The sequence below is a fragment of the Nocardia amikacinitolerans NBRC 108937 genome (assembly GCF_001612615.1).
Lineage (GTDB): Bacteria > Actinomycetota > Actinomycetes > Mycobacteriales > Mycobacteriaceae > Nocardia > Nocardia amikacinitolerans.
Genome location: NZ_BDAU01000010.1, coordinates 54,576 through 71,534, shown reverse-complemented (window position 1 = coordinate 71,534; position 16,959 = coordinate 54,576). Strand labels below are relative to the sequence as shown.

The window sequence follows — 16,959 nt, the reverse complement described above, 5'->3', positions numbered from 1 at the left end:
TCCAGCTGAGCCCGGTCCGGTCGGATCACCCGTTCTCTCGGGTGGTCCGGCCTTGTCGTCCACCGGTCGGCAGCGCGCGAAAGCCCGGCTCCTCGTGAGAGCCGGGCTTTCTGCGTGCCTGCCCTATTCGGCGGCGGATTCGCGCAACACCCGGTCGGCGATGGCGAAAGCACTGTTGGCCTTGGGAATTCCCGAGTAGGGGGCGGTGTGCAGGAGCACCTCGCCGATCTCGGCTTCACTGAGGCCGTTGCGCAACGCGGCCCGCACATGCATGGCGAGTTCGTCGTGACAGCCGAGTGCGGTGAGCACCGACAGCGTTATCGCGCTGCGGGTTCGGCGGTCGAGACCGTCGCGTGTCCACACACCGCCCCACGCGGCCGCGGTCAGGTATTCCTGGAACGGCCTGGTGAATTCGGTGGTTCCGGCCTCCGCCCGGTCGACATGCGCGTCCCCGAGGACGGCCCGTCGCACGGCCGTTGCGGCGTCGGTGTTCGGATCACTGGTCACGAGAACTCCTGGAGATGGTCGGCGATGGCGGTCAGGAACGGGCCGGGTTGTTCGACGGTGCCCAGGTGCGCGGCATTGTCGATGATCCGGAACCGGGCGCCAGGGATGCGCTCGGCGATCGCCTTGCCGTCCTCCGGCGGGAACGCCGGGTCCCGCGCTGTCGACAACACGAGCGTCGGCGCCGTGATCGCGGGCAGTTCGTCGAGCAGGTCGATCTCGGCGATCGCCTCGCAGCAGGCGGCGTAGCCTTCGGCGGGCGTATCGGCGGTGAGCAGTCGTTTCCCTGCGACGAACACCGGGTGCGCCGCGGCGAACTCCGGCGTGAACCACCGGCTCACACTGGCGGTGGCGATGGCGGCCATCCCCTCGGCCCGCGCCTGCGCGGCCCGAGTGCGCCAACCCTGCGGATTCCCCGGTCGCACCGAGGTGCAGCAGGCGACCAGCCGCCGCACCCGCCGGGGCCGGTGCCGCGCAAGCCACAGCCCGGTCATCGCACCGAGCGAGATCCCGACGACGTGCGCCGACTCCACCGCGTGCCGATCGAGAACCGCTTCGAGGTCACCGCCGAGATCGCCGAGCGAGTACGGCCCGAGCGGGACCGGCGAATCGCCGTGTCCCCTGGTGTCACATCGGATTACCCGAAAACCCTTGTCGGCCAACGGCCGCACGTAGTCGTCCCAGATCGACAGGTCGCTACCGAGCGCGTTGACGAGCAACACCGCCTCGCCCGATCCGTCCCCGTAGCTCTCGCTCCGCAGCTCGACCGGCCCGGTTGTGCGCGGTCGGGCGCCGACGACCGGCTCAGCACGTCCGCGGCCGGCGCCAAGACGCGAAAGGTCCGTGTCGAGGCTCGTGTTCCCGGCGCTCTGCCGACCCGCGTGTTCGGCCAGCGCTCGGCCGACGAAGATCGGCGTACTGCCGAGGTAGGTGGACGGTTCGAGAAGCGCCTCGACCTCACCGCGATCGAGCAACCCGGCCAGTCTCGGGTGCGCCCGCAACGCGTCGGCGAAGGTGAGCCTCCCGTCGGCTCGGGCCACGCACTCCCCCACCACCTCGTGTGCTGTCAGCCTGCCCAGCTGGGGAATCAGCGCGGTACTCACCCGTTCGGCCAGCAGCGCACCGCCGGTGGCGGCCAGATTGCGGCGCATCCGCGCCGGGTGTATCCGCAAGCGGGACAGGCTGGTCCGCAGCCACCACACCGCCGATCCGGTGCTTCGGAGCAGTTCGGTGAAGGGCTGCCATTCGGCATGCCACGACCCCGCGCCGCGTTGCAGGTCGGGAGCGGCGGCCAACAGGGTGGCGACGAGACCGGGCGCCTGCGCGGCGGCGGCCACGGCGCAGACCGCGGCGATCGGGTTCCGTTTGTGCGGCATGGTCGAGGAACCACCGTGGCCGGGCGCGTGTTCGGACACTTCGCCGATCTCGGTTTGCGACAGCAGCGTGAGGTCGCGGCCGATCTTGGCCACGGCGGCGGCGAGAGTGCCGAGCGCACCGGCGGTTTCGGTGATCCGGGTGCGGTCGGTGTGCCACGGCAGTTCGGGTTCGGCGAGGTTCAGACGCCGCGCGAAGGCGGACGACGTCGCCGGACCGTCCGCGCCGAGGGACGCGAGAGTGCCTACCGCACCGCCCAATTGGACGGCGAGCTGTTCCACCCGTACCTGGGTGAGGCGGTCGGCCGCCGCGCCGAGTGCCGACAACCATCCCGCGGTGGTGAGCCCGAAGGTGATCGGCAGGGCCTGCTGGAGCAGGCTCCGGCCGACAGCGGGGGTCGCGGCATGCTGTTCGGTCAGCCGCGCCAGCTGCTCGGCACACGCGGCGAGATCCGCGAGCAAGGCGTCGATGGAGCGCGCGGCGATCAGCATTGCCGCGGTGTCCATGATGTCCTGGCTTGTCGCGCCGAGATGGACGACCCCTGCCGCGGCCGGGTCCGCGACCCGCGCGGTCAACGCTCGCACCAATGGCGCCGCTGGGTTGCCGACTCCTGTTGCCGCCGTGCCGATTTCGGACGCGTCGTAGAGCTCCGGCTTGCAGGCGTCGGCGATCGCCTCGGCGTGCTCGGCTGCGATCACGCCCGCGTCGGCGAGTGCCCCCGCCAGGGCCGCCTCGGTGTCGAGCAGGGCAGTCAGCCAGGCGGCGTCGCTCGTCTCCGCGGCCACCGGGCCCGCGGCACGCAGCGGCCCGAACAGCTCAGACATCGAAGAACACCGTCTCGAGCTCACCTTGGAGGTGGATGTCGAAGACATACCCGTCGTCGGCCCGCCGCGCGAGCAACCGCTCCCGGCGGGCCGGTTCGATCGAATTCAGCACGGGATCGGCGGCATTGGCGGCGCCGAACTCCGGAAAGTAGATCCGGGTGACCACGCGGTGCAGAAGTCCGCGGGCGAAGACCGACACGTTCAGATGCGGCGCTTGCATCGCCGCGCCGCGAGCCGGAACTCGCGGCGGGACAACGGTATGGATGGCGTACCCGCCGTCGCGAGTGTCACTGCGTCCGAAACCCATACGCGCCGAGCGAGTTCGATCGGGCTCGGCGCGCGCGGTGTGGTCGACCTGCCAGGTCTCCACCAGCGCGTCGGTGATCGGCTCGCCCGCGCCGTCGAACACCTCGCCGCGGATCCACACCGCGTCCTCGGTGCCCACGGGCGCCGCGAATGCGCCGTCGGGCCAGGTCAATCCGATGTGTAGATAGGGCCCGACCGTTTGGGACGGGGTCGAGAGCAGGTGTTCAGTCATCGTGCGGCTCCTCGAACGGGGTGGCATCACGCCCACGCAGGACGATGTCGAACTCGAAGTTCATCGCCCATTCCGGCTGTGTCCCTTGGAGACTGAACCGGGATATCAGGCGGTTTCTCGCCGCTTCCGGTACCGCGTTGAAGATGGGATCCTGGGCGAACAGCGGGTCGTCGGGGAAGTACATCTGGGTCACCAGTCGCTGGGTGAACGCGCGGCCGAACACCGAGAAATGGATGTGCGCGGGCCGCCAGGCGTTGTCGTGGTTGCGCCACGGGTAGGCGCCCGGCTTGATCGTGGTGAACGAATAGCGGCCCTGGTCGTCGGTGAGGGTCCGCCCCGCGCCGCTGAAGTTCGGATCGAGGGGGGCGGGCCAGCGATCACCGGTGTGCCGGTAGCGGCCCGCGGCATTGGCCTGCCAGATCTCGACGAGCGAGTGCGGAATCGGTTTGCCGTCGCCGTCGAGCAGCCTGCCCGTCACGATGATGCGCTGCCCCAGCGCCTCACCCGCGTGCTGCCGGGTGAGGTCGGCGTCGTTCGGGCCGAGGCGATCCTCCCCGAACATGGGGGCGCTCACCTCGGTGAGCAGATGCGGCAGCACGACGAGCGGCCGGGTGGGATGCCGCAGCGCGGTGGAGCGGTAGGCCCTCTCGTCCAGAACCGGGTGGGTGCCCGGCGGGTCGGGACGGTAGACGATGCCGTCCGGCGAATCCGATCGGTTCATCACGCCTCCCGCAGCGTCCGCAGGGCCGACAGCTCGGCCACGGTAGGCGGCGCGGTGACCGACAACTCCGCCGCCACGCGAAGTGCCCATCCGGTCGCGGCGGCCACCTGATCAACAGTCACGTCGGGGTGCAACGCGGTCAGGATCAGCTCACCGGTCTCCGGATCAGGCCGCAGGACACCGAGATCGGTGATCACCGTGGTCGGGCCCGCACCGCGAAGGCCGAGTCTCGCCCGGTCGCCGAGGCCGCGACCGTGTCCGACCGACGTGACGAAGTCGACCCGGTCGACGAAACTGCGCTTGCTCTGGCGGGTCACCACGAACACCTCGCCGCACGAGGCCGCGATCTCGGGTGCGCCGCCCGCGCCGGGCAGGCGGACGGCCGGATCGGCGTAGGCCCCGATCACCGTCGTGTTGATATTGCCGTACCGATCCAGTTGCGCCGCACCGAGAAAGCCGATGTCGATGCGCCCGGCCTGGAGCCAGTAGTTGAACATCTCCGGCACACCGACCACCGCGTCGGCGGTGTCGGCGAGAATCCCGTCACCGATGGAGGCGGGCAATCGGTCCGGCTTCGCGCCGATCGCGCCGGATTCGTAGATCAGGACGAGATCGGGTGCGTGCATACGCCGCGCCAGATTGGCTGCGGTAGAAGGCAAACCGATGCCGACGAAGACACGCTGACCACCGCCGAGGGCGCGCGCCGCGGCGATCGACATCATTTCGTCCGCGCTGTATTCGAGCGTTGTCATGCCGTCGCCTCCGCATCGGTCAGTTCTTTCAGCCACCGCTGGAACGCTTCTCGGTCGCGTCCGATCGGGTCCCACTCGGCGTAAGCGGCGTTGTCTCGTTCGTAGTAGCCCTGCGCGTACGAAGGCCACGCGCCGCCGGGCACGACGGCCACCGCGCCGATGACCCAGTGCGGCAACACGATCGCACCGGGCGTCGGGGTCAGCTCGTCGACCAGTTCCTCGACGGTCACCAGGGCGGCGCGCGCGGCGAGCACCGCTTCCTTCTGCACGCCGAGCAATCCCCATAGCTGCACGTTGCCGTTCCGATCCGCCCGTTGCGCGTGGATGATCGTGACGTCCGGGTTCAGCGCGGGCACCGCGGCAAGCCGCTCCCCGGTGAACGGGCAGTCGATGAACGCGACGGTCGGGGTGACCCGCGCGAGATCGGTTCCCGCGTACCCGCGCAGCACCGCGAACGGCAGCCCGGACGCACCCGCCACATAGCGGTTCGCCATGCCCGCATGGCTGTGCTCCTCGATCTCGAGCGCGCGCGGCCACTGCTGCTGCACCGCCTCCCGGAACCGGTGCAGCGAGCCGACACCCGGATTCCCGCCCCACGAGAAGACGAGCTTGCGCGCGCAGCCTGCCCCGATCAGCTGGTCGTACACCAGGTCCGGGGTCATCCGCACCAGCGTCAGATCGCGACGGCCCTGCCGGATGATCTCCTGACCCGCAGCCATCGGAATGAGATGGGTGAAACCTTCCAGCGCGACGGTGGCGCCGTCGTGTACCAGCGCGCGCACGGCATCGGCCAGCGACATGATCTCAGCCATGGACGCCTCCCGCGATCGGCAGGCCGGCATAGTTCTCGGCCAGTTCCCTTGCCGCCGCGGCGGAGTCCGCGACCCGGCGCAGCTGCGCGAGCTGTAATTGCGCGTCGAAGTCGTCGCCGTGGCGGTGCAGCATGCTGGTCATCCACCAGGAGAAGTGCGTGCAGCGCCAGACCCGGCGTAATGCGGTGTCGGAGTAGGCATCCGCGAGTTCCGGCGACCCGTCGACGAGCAGTGCGACGAGAGCGTCGGCCAGCACGGAGACATCGGCGACCGCGAGATTGAGCCCCTTCGCCCCGGTCGGCGGCACGATGTGGGCGGCATCGCCGGCCAGGAACAGCCTGCCGTGCCGCATCGGCGTGGTGACGAAGCTGCGCATCGGCAACACGCTCTTCTCCAGCACCGGACCGGTTTTCAGGTCCCAGCCGTCGAGGTGCAGCCGGGACGCCAGCTGCTCCCAGATCCGGTCGTCGGACCACTCCTCGATCCGCTCGGCCGGGTCGACCTGCAGGTAGAACCGGCTGACGGTGTCGGAACGCATGCTGTGCAACGCGAAACCGTCCTCGTGCCAGGCGTAGATCAGCTCGTCCGTCGACGGCGCGACCTCGGCGAGCACGCCGAGCCACGCGAACGGGTAGGCGCGCTCCCAGCTGCGGCGCCCCGGCATGGCCCGCTTGCTCGGCCCGTGGTAGCCGTCGCAGCCGACGACCACGTCCGCGTCGATCCGCTGCGCGACACCGTCGGCGTCACGGAAGGTGACATAGGGCCGGTCGGTCGTCAGGTCGTGCAGCGCGACGTCATCGGCTTGGTAGAACGCCTGCTGACCTGCCTTTTCACGGGCGGCGAGCAGATCCTTGGTGACCTCGGTCTGCCCGTAGACGTAGACGGCGCGATTGGCCGACTCGACGAAGTCCAGATGCCTGCGCTCCCCCGGCCACTGCAGATAGATTCCTCGGTGCTCGATGGCCTCGGCCGAGAGGCGTTCGCCCACACCCGCTTTCCTGAGCACGTCGACGGTGCCCGACTCGAGGATTCCCGCGCGGATGCGGGAACTCACATGGTCGGCGGTCTGTCGTTCCACGATCACCGAATCGATGCCCGACAGGTCGAGCAGCTGCGCAAGCAGCAGCCCGGCCGGACCGGATCCGATGATCGCGACTCGGGTTCGCATGATGGTTCGAACTCCTCATCTGGGCTGGTAGGTGGGCCAAGAATGTCCCCGTGACCAGCCGTGACACCATGTGGTCTTCCATTCAATGGAAACCGGGCGCCGCCGCACCGCGCACCGATGATGTGCTGTGACCCACACCATTCCCGCACCAGGAGGAGCATCAGATGACCGGCCACCGACGCGGCGCGCTTCGGATCGCGAGCACCGCGCTCGCCCTCGCCGCCGCACTCACCCTCACCGCATGCGGCAGCTCGAACGACGACGCGGCACCGGTCCAGCTGACGGCCGAGGCGGGCCCGGCGGGCACCACGTTCTGGGACATCGCCGACCAGCCGCCCGCCGATGCCGAGCCGGGCCAGATCTACTGGGTGCAACCACGATCCGACGCACCGGCGGGCGCGCAGGGCTGGAATGTCGTCTACGTCTCCGAGATCAGCCCCGGCGTCAAGGCCTACGTCTCCGGCGAGATCTACGCGCCGGTCGGCGGCTCCGACGGTCCGCGCGACCTGGTCCTGTGGAACCACGAGACCACCGGACTGCCCGACAACTGCGCCCCGTCGCGCCGCAGCCTCGGCGCGGGTGCGGAGTCCAGGGTGCCCGGCATCGAAGCACTACTCGCCCAGGGCAACGTGGTCGCGATGAGCGACTACCCGGGCCAAGGCCTGCCCGGGCCCGCGTACTACATGGTCGGCGAGGTGAACGCGCGCGCCTCCTTGGACATGCTGCGCGCCGTCCGCACGTTGCCCGAGCTGAACACCTCGAACCGATTCGTCGAATACGGCTGGTCGCAGGGCGGCGGTACCACCATGCACGCCGAGTCGATCGCCCGCGGCTACGCGCCGGAACTCGAAGGGATGGGCGCCGGCCTCATCGCCCCGGCGGTCCGGATCCGCGACCTGACCCTGAACTCGATGAAGGGCCCGGAGAACGCGGGCTATGTCATCGCGACGCTGCCCGGCATCAAGGCCGCCAACCCGGACCTGCGCTACGCCGACTTCCTCCAGCCCAATGCGATGGAGATGCTGCCGGTACTCGCCGACGGCTGCTACGACATGTGGACCGCCGCCCAGCCGCTGCGCGACTACTACAAGCCCGAGGCGATGGCGCCGGGCGCTCCCTGGTCGAACGCGATGGCCGAGGCCGACGACTTCCGTCCCGCAGGCACCATGCCGTTCACGATCTACCAGGGCGCCGAGGACATCACCACTCCCGTCGAGCTCACCACCCGTGAGCGCGCCGCGCTGTGCGCGGCCGGTTCGGCGGTCGAATACAACGAATACCCCGGCCTAGACCACGAAAGCGTCGTCGCTCGCGGCGCCGAGGGGTTCCCCGCGTGGGCAGCCGACCGCTTCGCGGGCAAGCAGGCGCCGAGCAACTGCCCCGCCTGAGGTCGGCGCGGCGACAACCCGGCGTGGCGGCATTCGGGCTGGCGTACTGGCGACCGCTTCGCTTATAGTCGAACTCGACTAGACGAACTCGACTAAGGGATGCCGGTGGCTCGAGAACTGCGCGCGCTGCAAACGCCGCTGACGATGGTCGTGCTGACCATGCTGGCCGAGCGGCCGCGACATCCGTACGAGATGAAGGTCGCGATTCGCGAGCGGCACGTCGAGGACGTGGTGAAGATGCGCGGCGGCTCGCTCTACGACGCGATCGGCAGGCTCGAACGGGCGGGGCTGGTGCGGCAGGCCGGGACGGCGCGCGAGGGATCCCGACCGGAGCGGACGGTGTACGAGATCACCGAGCCCGGACGGCAGATGTTGGACGAACTGCTTGAGCGGTTCCTCACCGAGCCGGTGAACGAATACCCGCGCTTCGTCGCCGCGCTGGCCCACCTGCCCGCGCTCACACCGCACACCGCGGCGCGGTTGCTGCGCCGACGCGCCGAACGACTGCGCGAGGATTACGCCGACACCGCCCGCATGCTCGACGAGCACTCGACCGGACTGCCGCGCGCGGTGCTGCTGGAGGCCGAGTACGTCCAGCATCTGCGTGCCGCGGAGATCGCCTGGCTGGACGGCGTCGCTCGCGATATCGACGACGGAATGCCTTGGCCGGACGACGAATTCACCGAGAGCGACGAGGAGAAGTCATGACAAGCGCGAACGATCGCATGCGGCGGCGCCTGAAACCGTTCAATCGGGTGGTGGTCGCCCTGCAAGGCGTCGGCTTGGCCCTGGGCACCATGCGAGTGCTCTCGGTTCCCGGCCGAAAGACCGGAACATTGCGCACCACCCCGGTCTCGCCGCTGACCGTCGACGGCGTGACGTACGTGGTCGGGGGATTCGACGACGCGGACTGGGTGCGCAACGCGCGCGCCGCCGGCTGGGGCATGCTCGCCAAAGGGCGACGGAGACAGCGGGTTTCGTTGATCGAGCTGCCGGTCTCCGAACGCGCCGCGGTGTTGCGCGAGTTCCCGAGGAAGGTGCCGCACGGGGTGCGGTTCATGCTGAACGCCGGCGCCGTCGAGTCCGCCGATCCGGAGGCGTTCGCCGCGGCCGCGCCGCGCTGCCCGGTGTTCCGAGTCGAACCGACGCGCGCCGCTGAGGCGCCCGCCGACTCCAAGCGGTGACAACCGTCAAGTCGCGGCGGTGCCGCGGAGCGTGAGGATCTCCTCGATCGGCCGACGCGGCGTCGGCGCGGGTTCGGTGGTGTCGGCGGGGGCACCGCCGACCCTGATGACGACCTGCGGTACGCCTCCGCTGGAGAGCACCGACTGGATCGATTCCCGCGCCGAGGCGAGTTCGGTGATGTGAGTCAGCGCGCAGCTCGCCAAGCCGGCCGAGGTGCATTCCAGCAGCAGCGCCGACAGGGCCTCGCCGACGTGCAGCCAGTCCTCGGGAGTGTGCCCGGGGGAACTGAGCACCAGCAGAGCGGCTTGGTCGTCGAGGTCACCGCGCCGCTCGGAATGGGATGCGGAGGGGAACTTGCGGGCGATCGGCACGTGGGAGGCTTCGGCGTCGGAGGTGAGCGCGTCGGCGGGCACCCCTTCCTGCGTTCCGGAATGCCCGGCCCACCAATGCAATTCGGTTTGGTAGTCCATGTCGTAGCGGCGGTTGGCCCCGGCGTGCTCGGAGGCGGCGGCCAGTAGCGGGCGGGCGCTGTCGTCGAGGACGTCGAGCTCGACCTCGTGCGGGCTGAGCAACATCCTGGCGGTGTGCACCAGGTCCCCGAAGCCCGGTGGCGGGGTCATCGGCAGCCGGTCGGTGCGGCGTCGCTCGATGGCCGCGGCGCGGGTGAGGACCCCCGGCGGCGGGTCGGGCCAGGGCCGGAAGGCGATCGTGGCCAGCAGGTCAGGGCGGGTCGGCACCGGCACGCGCTGGGTGTCGGTGTGCCAGCCGCGCGCGGCCAGCGCGGTGCGCAGGTGGTGCAGGACGGCGCCGCAGCTGATGACCAGCTGGCGTCCCTGCGGGTCGGCGGCGGTCAACAGGCGATCGTCGTCGCGGAACAGGTGCAGCCGGGTGCCGTCGAACTCCCAGCGCCACGGCTGGGTGTTGTGCACCGAGGGAGCGCGGACGGCCAGTCGCAGCGCCGCCAGCAGGGTGGGCATATCCGGCACGGAGGATGCGGGAGTCGCGGTGCTGTCGGTCATGACTCCAGTGTCGCCGCGTCGCGGGTGTCGCCGAGACGGGAATTGTGCCGCTCTTCGAGGGCCGATGGTCACATTCGCGGCGTGCGCCCGGAACGCACGTCGGAGGGCCCGGCCGAACTGTGGCCGGGCCCTCGTGTCAGGCGTTGACGGCGGCGACGAGCGCGTCGAGCTCGCGCGCGGGCTCGGACTCCAACGGCAGCAGCGGCCTGCGCGGGTCACCGGCGTCCAAGCCGGTCGAACGGAGCGCGGACTTCACCGTGGTCGGCAGTCCTCGGCTGACGAGCGCGGCCAGCAGCGGCTCGAGCTTGTCGAAAAGCGCTGTGGCGCTGTCGGTCTCCCCCGCCCGCAGCAGGCGCCAGAACTCCACGACCCGTTCGGGCACCAGACACGGTGCGGCGGTGCACCATCCGGCCGCCCCTGCGGCGAAGGCACGCAGCGCCAACGGATTGCTTCCGTTGAAGAACGGCACGCGTCCGCCGCCCAGTTCGACGATCCGGTGCATGCGCCCGATGTCGCCGCTGGATTCCTTGATCATGGTGATGTTCTCGACCTCGTGGACGAGGTCGACCAGGAACTCCGGCGGCATGTCGATGCCGGTGGTCGCCGGGTTGTTGTAGACCATCACCGGCAGCGAGGTCGACTCCGCCACGGCGGTGAAATGCGCGCGCAGCTCGGCCCGCGTCAGCGACCAGTACGAGATCGGCAGCACCATCACCGCGGTGGCGCCGCTGCGCTCGGCGAACCGCGCGCGGCGCGCGGTGGCCGCGGTGGTCAGATCCGAGACGCCGACCACCGTCGGTACCCGTCCCGCCGTGTGTTCGACGCAGGCGGCGGCGACCTGCTGCCATTCGCGCTCGTCGAGGTACGCGCTTTCGCCGGTGCTGCCCAACGGCGCGATCGCGTCCACGCCGGCGTCGATCATCCGGTCGAGCAACCGCGCGAGCGCGGACGTGTCGACCCGTCCGGCCGCGTCGAACGGCGTGACGGGGTAGGCGACGATGCCTTCGATGGCGCGAGTCATTCGGTGGCTCCTGATGTTTCGATGGCGTCCGGGTGGTTGCGCAGCGCTTTGCGCGCGTAGTAGGCGAAGTTGGCCTGGCTGCGCCGCGGTGTCAGCGTCCAGTCGTGCGCCTCCTTGGCCAGGCGCGGCGGCAGCGGCTTGATCTCGCCGGCGGCCATCGCGAGCAGTTGCAGCCGTGCCGCGCGTTCGATGAGGTGCGCCAGCGAGCAGGCTTCCTCGATCGTCGCACCGACGACGAGCTGTCCGTGGTGAGCGAGCAGGATCGCCCGCTTGTCACCGAGGGCGGCGGAGATGATCTCGCCCTCCTCGTTGCCCACCGGAACGCCCGGCCAGTCCGGCAGGAAGGCGCAGTCGTCGTAGAGCGGGGCGATGTCCATCTGCGACACCTGAAGCGGCACTTCGAGCATGGACAGCGCCGCGCAGTGCAGCGGGTGCGTGTGCACGATGCAGTTGACATCCGGGCGAGCGCGATAGATCCAGCTGTGGAAACGGTTGGCCGGGTTGGCCATTCCCGCGCCTTCCAGCACGGTCAGATCCTCATCGACCAGCAGCAGGTTGGCCTCGGTGATCTCGTCGAAACCGAGGCCGAGCCGCTGGGTGAGGAAGGTGCCCGGTTCCGTACCGCGCGCCGAGATCTGCCCGGCCAGACCGGAATCGTGGCCGGCGTCGTAGAGCGCACGGCAGGTGAGGGCGAGTTTCTGGCGGTCGTTCCAGTCGCAGGGTGACAGTTCGGTCTGCATTGACCTGGTCGCCATGGTCATCAGCTCGGACTTTCCGAGGTTCATGGTGGTGGCCATCGACTACCTCCTTTTCGAAGACACTCGTTGACGATAGGACACTTTGTGTCATTCCGCTAGTCTTGTGTCCTGTCGTGACCGTCACCAGCGAGAGGAGACCGGTGGCCGCGTACCTGAGGGCGCACCGCAAACGCGCCGACCTGACGCTGGACGCGCTAGCGGAGCGGACCGGGCTGACCAAGAGCTACCTGTCCAAAGTCGAACGCGGACTGAGCACCCCGTCCATCGCCGTGGCGTTGAAGATCGCTCGCGCGCTGAACACCGATGTGGGGCAACTCTTCTCGGACGATCCCGATCCCACGCTGATGCAGGTGGATCGCGCCGCCGACCGCACCGGCGAGCCCGCGACCACGACCGCGCACTACCTCGCGGTCGCCACCCGTGTCGGCCGGAAGACCATGCAGCCGTTCGTGGTTCGTCCCACCACCGAGCAGGACACGAAGTATCTGGAACACTCCGGCGACGAATTCGTGTTCGTGCACAGCGGCAGCGTCGAGATCTCGGTCCCCGGCGAACAGATCGTGCTGCACGCGGGCGACAGCCTCTACTTCGCCGCGACCACCCCGCACCGGATCAGGTCGATCTCCGCCGAACGCGCCGAGCTCATCGTCGTGGTCGGCGACCGAGATGTGGACACCGACTGAGACGCAGGCCCCCGTTGCCGAAACAGGCTTATGGAATAAGGACCGCCGCCCCGTCGAATCGGCCGTTGGCCAGGTCGTTCAGCGCGTGGTCGGCGCGGTCCAGTGCGTAGCGGTGGGTGGAGACGTGCAGCCGGTGGTGTTCGGCGAAGGTGAGGAATTCGCGCGCGTGGGTCCGCGTGTTGGAGGTGACGCTGCGCAGTTGGCGTTCCCGGAACAGGTGGCGCTGGTAGTTCAGCGGCGGGATGTCGCTGAGGTGAATTCCGGCCAGCGCGAGGGTGCCGCCCGCGTCGAGTGCTTCCAGCGCGACGGGGACCAGTTCGCCGGCGGGAGCGAACAGAATCGCCGAGTCCAGGGGTTCGGGCGGGGCGTCGGTCGCGCCCTGCACCGAGGCCGCGCCGAGCGCTTCGGCGAGCTCCCGCGCCGCCGCGCCGCGGGTCATCACGTGCACTCGCGCGCCCTGGGCGATCGCGACCTGCGCGGTGAGATGCGCGCTTCCGCCGAACCCGTAGAGGCCGAGCACTCCGCCCGCGGGCAGTGCCGCGCGCAGTAACGCGTGGTACCCGATGATGCCCGCGCACAGCAGCGGCGCGACCTGCTCGTCGGTGTAGCCCGCCGGTAGGAGCAGCGCGAAATCCGCTGGTACCGTGGCATATTCGGCGTATCCGCCGTCGGCGTCCCATCCGGTGTAGCGCTAATCCGGGCACAGGTTCTCCGCGCCGCGACGGCAGTATCGGCACACCCCGCAGGTGTGGCGCAGCCAGGGGATGCCGACTCGGTCACCGATCGCGAAATCGTCGCGGCCCGCCGGAACCGTGCGCACTTCGGCGACGATTTCGTGCCCGGGGACCACACCGGCACGATGGACGGCCAGGTCACCTTCGACCACGTGCAGATCGGTGCGGCACACGCCGCAGGCCAGCACCCGCACCAGCAGCTCGTCCGGACCCGGTTCGGGGATGGGCTCATGCGCCATTTCCAGCGGATGACCATCCAGTGCGCCCGGCGTGCTCACCCGCCACGCCCGCATCGAGTTCCGTGCTCCCATGACAGGCTCCGTCCGCTCCTCCCGGTTGTGCCCCGAAACCCTTGGTCCTCTCGGCCTGCGACCTTCGGCCCTAACGACTAGCTCGGCGGGCCTGGTGCCATGGAACGATCGAAGCACACTCGGGCACGGATAGGGCAGCACGTGGGATCTTGCGAACCGACCGCCACGGTGAGATGCGCCGAACGGCGTTCCCGCTCCGCCGGTCGCCACGACATCGGGCAAGGCGCGCGACGGTGAGCGGCTCCCGAACCGACTGCGACGTGGTCGAATTGACGCGCGAGGAGGCGTTGACACTGCTCGCGCGGGCGCCGTTCGGGCGCGTGGTCTACACCCGCGACGCGCTGCCCGCCATCCGCCCGGTCAACCATCTGCTCGACGACGGTCTTCTCATCGTGCGTACCCGGCTCGCCTCGCAGTTCTCCGCCACCGTGCGGAGCCGATCCGAGGTCGTGGTGGCCTACGAGGCCGACGACATCGACATCGACCGCCGAACCGGCTGGTCGGTGGTGGTGACCGGGATCGCCCGTCCGGTGACCGATCCCGCCCGCACCGCCCGCTACCAGCGAATCCTGCGGCCGTGGATCGGCGCACCGATGGACGGCGTGATCGAGATCGAGCCCACGCTCGTCTCCGGCATCAGACTCGTCGACAACCGCACCGACAGCACGCCCGCCGACGGGTAGTCGACTTACGAGTCTTCGGCGGGCCGATGCGGTGCACAGCGGGCTCGCAGGGTGGGCAGACCGGAACCGGCGAGGTCGTCGCAATACGCGTGCCTGCCCGCCATGGCCATGGTCAGCGCGAGAGTCGTTCCCTGGACCAGCGGGCCTGCGCCCACGGCGAAGGCACTGTCGGTCGCTTCGAGGCGAAGACCCTCGATGATGCTGCGACTCGGCACGGCGAAGTCGCGGGCGGCGAAGAAGCGAGCCACTTCGAGGCACGCCTCGATCGAGGGTGTGCGGGGCAGTCCGAGTGGACGCCGGATGTCCTGGGCGTGGACGATCACCTCGCCGAGCCAGGCAGCGGTATGCCCCGACGGGCCCGTGGTGCTCGTGCGGATCGCGCGGAACCGTTCGAGGGTTTCGGCCGGGTTCGCGCCGCGGTGCTCGGCCAGTCGCCGAGCGTTGTGCCGATCGAAGTCGAAGCGGGCGCCGACGACACTGATCAGCCAGCGGATGCGGCCGATGCTCGCCACCGCGGTGAGGTGGGCGACGACCTCCTCGACCACCCACTCTCCGCACAGCGAGGGCTGGGCCCACTGCTCGTCGTCCAGCGCGGCGAGATCCTCGGCCAAGGCGGCGCGCTCGGCGTGCACCATGGCCCAAAGGTCCTCGCGAGACACAACTTTCGACACCGGTCTTCCCTTCGTGTGCGGCCGGCGGAGCCGGCGAGCTGGTCGATCCGCGTCCCGGTCGGCGCGGGTCGTCGTTCTCGGATGCAGACGATCCGGCTCGGGAGAATTCATCGGTCGACCGTGTGCCATTGAGCCTTTCGACCGGGGTCCATCGGCCCTGGGGTCGGCGGATCGAGCCGATCGATACTGACATCGGGACCGGCGCTTCCGCGACGGCCCGCCCCGATGTGCGGGGCACACGGACCTGACCGAAAGGCATCTCGCCGCCACCCGCGCGGTGCTCGGCTCCTACGAGGTGCTGGTGCCCTCGGTCGTCGAGCACCTCCGCGAGCACGGGCGCCAGGCTTTGGAGAGCGCGGAGCGGATCGCCCGCGAGGAGCACCCGGATCTCGAGGTCACCACCGAACTGTCCGACCGCAATCCCGCCGAATTGCTCATCGAGTTGTCGTCCACGGCGCATCTGGTCGTATTGGGCGCGACTCCCGGGGTCGGTTCCTTCGCCCATCTGGGCTCGACGCTGCTTGCGGTGGCCAGTCAGGGCTCTGGGCGCATCGTTGTGGCGCGCCACAACGGCGTGAAGCAGCAGGTCCGGCGCGGCGGCCCGGTGGTGGTCGGCGTGGACGGCAGCCCAGTCGGCGAACCCGCGATCGAGGCCGCGTTCGACGAGGCGTGTGCGCGCGGCGCCGAACTGGTGGTCGTGCACGCCTGGAGCGATTTGTCGGAAGGACAGTTCGCCGGGACCAGCTATCTGCAGATCCCGATCGCCGAACTGGAGACCGCCGAACACGCGTTGCTGTCGGAACGGCTGGCGGGCTGGCAGGAGAAATACCCCACCGTCGCGGTCACCCGCCGGGTCCATCTGTCCGGGGCCCGCAAACAGCTGATCGAATGGTCCAAGAACGCGCAGCTGGTCGTCGTCGGCAGCCGTGGACGCGGCGGATTCCGTGGACTGCTGCTCGGCTCGACCAGCAATCACCTCGTCCAGCACGCCCATTGCCCGGTGCTGGTCGCCCACCCGAACTGACACCCTGCTCGGGCACGCGTGCGGGTTCTCAGCGCCCGCCCGCGAGATCGAGGAAACTGCCCGTCGTGTAGGAGGCGGCCGCCGACATCAGCCACGCGATCGCCTCCGCGACTTCGTGCGGGTCGCCGCCCCTGCCCATCGGCAGGGTCGGGGCGAGGCGGTCGACACGATCGGGGTCACCGCCGAGTGCGTGGATGTCGGTGCGAATGTAGCCGGGGCGGACCGCGTTGACGCGGATGCCTTCGCCCGCGACCTCGGCCGCCAAACCGCGCGTGAAGGTGTCGATCGCGCCCTTGCTCGCGGCGTAGTCGACGTATTCGCCGGGCGCGCCGAGCCGGGCGGCGACCGACGACACGTTGACGATCGCACCACCCGCACCGCCGTAGCGGCGCGACATCCGCCGGACCGCCGCGGCCGCGCACAGCATCGGGCCGACGACGTTGACCGCCATCACGCGGTGCAGCCGGTCGGCATCGAGATCCCCCACGCGGCACTGGGTTTCGAGCATCCCCGCGTTGTTCACCAACCCCACGAGCGGCTCGTGACCCGTGTCGACGGCGACGAAGAGCGCGTCGATATCGGCCGGGCTGCTCAGATCGGCGCGAGTCGCCCTGGCACGTCCGCCCTCGGCGACGATCGCGCCGACCACGTCGTCGGCGCCTTCGGCATCGGTGCGGTAGGTCAGGTGGATGGCATGCCCCTCGCGGGCGAGTCTGCGCGCGGTGGCCGCGCCGATGCCGCGACTTCCTCCGGTCACGATGATCGTCCCTCGCCCCACGGATACCTCCT

General features: G+C 69.8%; 18 protein-coding genes and 1 pseudogene. 6 read left to right on the top strand and 13 right to left on the bottom strand.

Annotation, left to right across the window (positions count from 1 at the left end; genetic code table 11):
- Positions 1–123: 123 nt before the first annotated feature.
- From pcaC to NAM01S_RS10225, 7 genes are read right to left on the bottom strand one after another with little or no spacing between them, the layout of a single operon-like run.
- Positions 124–507 carry a 4-carboxymuconolactone decarboxylase gene (gene pcaC / locus NAM01S_RS10255; RefSeq protein WP_067783003.1) on the bottom strand — a complete coding sequence of 128 codons (384 nt, stop codon included), beginning with the start codon at positions 505–507 and terminating at the stop codon, positions 124–126.
- Positions 504–2,702 carry a 3-oxoadipate enol-lactonase gene (gene pcaD, locus NAM01S_RS36465; protein ID WP_067783000.1) on the bottom strand — a complete coding sequence of 733 codons (2,199 nt, stop codon included), beginning with the start codon at positions 2,700–2,702 and terminating at the stop codon, positions 504–506. Before pcaD ends, pcaC begins: the two co-directional genes overlap by 4 nt.
- Complete coding sequence (pcaG, locus tag NAM01S_RS10245; RefSeq protein ID WP_067782997.1) at positions 2,695–3,240, bottom strand: protocatechuate 3,4-dioxygenase subunit alpha; 546 nt, start codon at positions 3,238–3,240, stop codon at positions 2,695–2,697. The genes pcaD and pcaG overlap by 8 nt, the downstream gene beginning before the upstream one ends.
- The gene (gene pcaH, locus NAM01S_RS10240; RefSeq protein WP_067782993.1) at positions 3,233–3,961 is read right to left on the bottom strand and encodes a protocatechuate 3,4-dioxygenase subunit beta; all 729 of its coding nucleotides are present in this window, start codon (positions 3,959–3,961) and stop codon (positions 3,233–3,235) included. The genes pcaG and pcaH overlap by 8 nt, the downstream gene beginning before the upstream one ends.
- Positions 3,961–4,713 (bottom strand): CoA-transferase subunit beta, encoded by a 753-nt coding sequence (locus tag NAM01S_RS10235; protein WP_067782991.1) that lies wholly within the window; start codon positions 4,711–4,713, stop codon positions 3,961–3,963. Before NAM01S_RS10235 ends, pcaH begins: the two co-directional genes overlap by 1 nt.
- Positions 4,710–5,525: a CoA transferase subunit A gene (locus NAM01S_RS10230; RefSeq protein ID WP_067782987.1), complete on the bottom strand. Its 816-nt coding sequence runs from the start codon at positions 5,523–5,525 to the stop codon at positions 4,710–4,712. Before NAM01S_RS10230 ends, NAM01S_RS10235 begins: the two co-directional genes overlap by 4 nt.
- On the bottom strand, positions 5,518–6,693 hold the full coding sequence (locus tag NAM01S_RS10225; protein WP_067782984.1) for a 4-hydroxybenzoate 3-monooxygenase: 1,176 nt from the start codon (positions 6,691–6,693) through the stop codon (positions 5,518–5,520). The genes NAM01S_RS10230 and NAM01S_RS10225 overlap by 8 nt, the downstream gene beginning before the upstream one ends.
- A gap of 164 nt (positions 6,694–6,857) precedes the next feature.
- On the opposite strand from NAM01S_RS10225, the gene NAM01S_RS10220 reads away from it, so the two are divergent.
- The 3 genes from NAM01S_RS10220 to NAM01S_RS10210 all read left to right on the top strand — a co-directional run bounded on the left by NAM01S_RS10220 (position 6,858) and on the right by NAM01S_RS10210 (position 9,265).
- Positions 6,858–8,081, top strand: coding sequence for a lipase family protein (locus NAM01S_RS10220; protein ID WP_067782981.1), 1,224 nt, complete (start codon positions 6,858–6,860; stop codon positions 8,079–8,081).
- Positions 8,082–8,186: 105 nt separating this feature from the next.
- A complete protein-coding gene (locus NAM01S_RS10215) occupies positions 8,187–8,789 on the top strand; it encodes a PadR family transcriptional regulator (protein ID WP_253798815.1) in 603 nt (200 codons plus the stop codon).
- Positions 8,786–9,265: a nitroreductase/quinone reductase family protein gene (locus NAM01S_RS10210; protein WP_067782975.1), complete on the top strand. Its 480-nt coding sequence runs from the start codon at positions 8,786–8,788 to the stop codon at positions 9,263–9,265. The genes NAM01S_RS10215 and NAM01S_RS10210 overlap by 4 nt, the downstream gene beginning before the upstream one ends.
- Positions 9,266–9,271: 6 nt before the next feature.
- Here NAM01S_RS10210 and NAM01S_RS10205 read toward each other — a convergent pair whose 3' ends face one another.
- The 3 genes from NAM01S_RS10205 to NAM01S_RS10195 all read right to left on the bottom strand — a co-directional run bounded on the left by NAM01S_RS10205 (position 9,272) and on the right by NAM01S_RS10195 (position 12,103).
- Positions 9,272–10,285, bottom strand: coding sequence for an Acg family FMN-binding oxidoreductase (locus tag NAM01S_RS10205; RefSeq protein ID WP_067782971.1), 1,014 nt, complete (start codon positions 10,283–10,285; stop codon positions 9,272–9,274).
- A gap of 136 nt (positions 10,286–10,421) precedes the next feature.
- On the bottom strand, positions 10,422–11,306 hold the full coding sequence (locus NAM01S_RS10200) for a dihydrodipicolinate synthase family protein (RefSeq protein WP_067782968.1): 885 nt from the start codon (positions 11,304–11,306) through the stop codon (positions 10,422–10,424).
- Positions 11,303–12,103, bottom strand: coding sequence for an aldolase (locus tag NAM01S_RS10195; protein ID WP_067782965.1), 801 nt, complete (start codon positions 12,101–12,103; stop codon positions 11,303–11,305). Before NAM01S_RS10195 ends, NAM01S_RS10200 begins: the two co-directional genes overlap by 4 nt.
- 101 nt (positions 12,104–12,204) lie before the next feature.
- On the opposite strand from NAM01S_RS10195, the gene NAM01S_RS10190 reads away from it, so the two are divergent.
- Positions 12,205–12,747 carry a helix-turn-helix domain-containing protein gene (locus tag NAM01S_RS10190; RefSeq protein WP_067783024.1) on the top strand — a complete coding sequence of 181 codons (543 nt, stop codon included), beginning with the start codon at positions 12,205–12,207 and terminating at the stop codon, positions 12,745–12,747.
- 28 nt (positions 12,748–12,775) lie between these two features.
- Here NAM01S_RS10190 and NAM01S_RS10185 read toward each other — a convergent pair.
- Positions 12,776–13,774 (bottom strand): annotated as a pseudogene (locus tag NAM01S_RS10185) (zinc-binding alcohol dehydrogenase family protein).
- Between the two features lie 191 nt (positions 13,775–13,965).
- On the opposite strand from NAM01S_RS10185, the gene NAM01S_RS10180 reads away from it, so the two are divergent.
- The gene (locus tag NAM01S_RS10180) at positions 13,966–14,475 is read left to right on the top strand and encodes a pyridoxamine 5'-phosphate oxidase family protein (RefSeq protein ID WP_067782962.1); all 510 of its coding nucleotides are present in this window, start codon (positions 13,966–13,968) and stop codon (positions 14,473–14,475) included.
- A 5-nt stretch (positions 14,476–14,480) separates the two neighbouring features.
- Here NAM01S_RS10180 and NAM01S_RS10175 read toward each other — a convergent pair whose 3' ends face one another.
- Positions 14,481–15,146 (bottom strand): maleylpyruvate isomerase family mycothiol-dependent enzyme, encoded by a 666-nt coding sequence (locus tag NAM01S_RS10175; RefSeq protein ID WP_067782959.1) that lies wholly within the window; start codon positions 15,144–15,146, stop codon positions 14,481–14,483.
- Between the two features lie 277 nt (positions 15,147–15,423).
- Between NAM01S_RS10175 and NAM01S_RS10170 the strand changes: the two genes are divergently transcribed.
- The gene (locus NAM01S_RS10170) at positions 15,424–16,170 is read left to right on the top strand and encodes a universal stress protein (RefSeq protein WP_067782956.1); all 747 of its coding nucleotides are present in this window, start codon (positions 15,424–15,426) and stop codon (positions 16,168–16,170) included.
- A 28-nt stretch (positions 16,171–16,198) separates the two neighbouring features.
- On the opposite strand, the gene NAM01S_RS10165 is transcribed toward NAM01S_RS10170, so the two are convergent.
- Positions 16,199–16,948, bottom strand: a complete 750-nt coding sequence (locus tag NAM01S_RS10165; protein WP_097244172.1) for an SDR family oxidoreductase — start codon at positions 16,946–16,948, stop codon at positions 16,199–16,201.
- Positions 16,949–16,959 lie beyond the last annotated feature (11 nt).

Bases quoted from the DNA above. Each gene is read 5' to 3' on its own strand.
- NAM01S_RS10235 (WP_067782991.1), bottom strand. From the start codon at position 4,713: ATGACAACGCTCGAATACAGCGCGGACGAAATGATGTCGATCGCCGCG.
- NAM01S_RS10225 (WP_067782984.1), bottom strand. From the start codon at position 6,693: ATGCGAACCCGAGTCGCGATCATCGGATCCGGTCCGGCCGGGCTGCTG.
- NAM01S_RS10180 (WP_067782962.1), top strand. From the start codon at position 13,966: ATGCGCCGAACGGCGTTCCCGCTCCGCCGGTCGCCACGACATCGGGCA.
- NAM01S_RS10230 (WP_067782987.1), bottom strand. From the start codon at position 5,525: ATGGCTGAGATCATGTCGCTGGCCGATGCCGTGCGCGCGCTGGTACAC.
- pcaH (WP_067782993.1), bottom strand. From the start codon at position 3,961: ATGAACCGATCGGATTCGCCGGACGGCATCGTCTACCGTCCCGACCCG.
- pcaD (WP_067783000.1), bottom strand. From the start codon at position 2,702: ATGTCTGAGCTGTTCGGGCCGCTGCGTGCCGCGGGCCCGGTGGCCGCG.
- pcaG (WP_067782997.1), bottom strand. From the start codon at position 3,240: ATGACTGAACACCTGCTCTCGACCCCGTCCCAAACGGTCGGGCCCTAT.
- NAM01S_RS10210 (WP_067782975.1), top strand. From the start codon at position 8,786: ATGACAAGCGCGAACGATCGCATGCGGCGGCGCCTGAAACCGTTCAAT.
- NAM01S_RS10205 (WP_067782971.1), bottom strand. From the start codon at position 10,285: ATGACCGACAGCACCGCGACTCCCGCATCCTCCGTGCCGGATATGCCC.
- NAM01S_RS10195 (WP_067782965.1), bottom strand. From the start codon at position 12,103: ATGGCCACCACCATGAACCTCGGAAAGTCCGAGCTGATGACCATGGCG.
- NAM01S_RS10220 (WP_067782981.1), top strand. From the start codon at position 6,858: ATGACCGGCCACCGACGCGGCGCGCTTCGGATCGCGAGCACCGCGCTC.
- NAM01S_RS10200 (WP_067782968.1), bottom strand. From the start codon at position 11,306: ATGACTCGCGCCATCGAAGGCATCGTCGCCTACCCCGTCACGCCGTTC.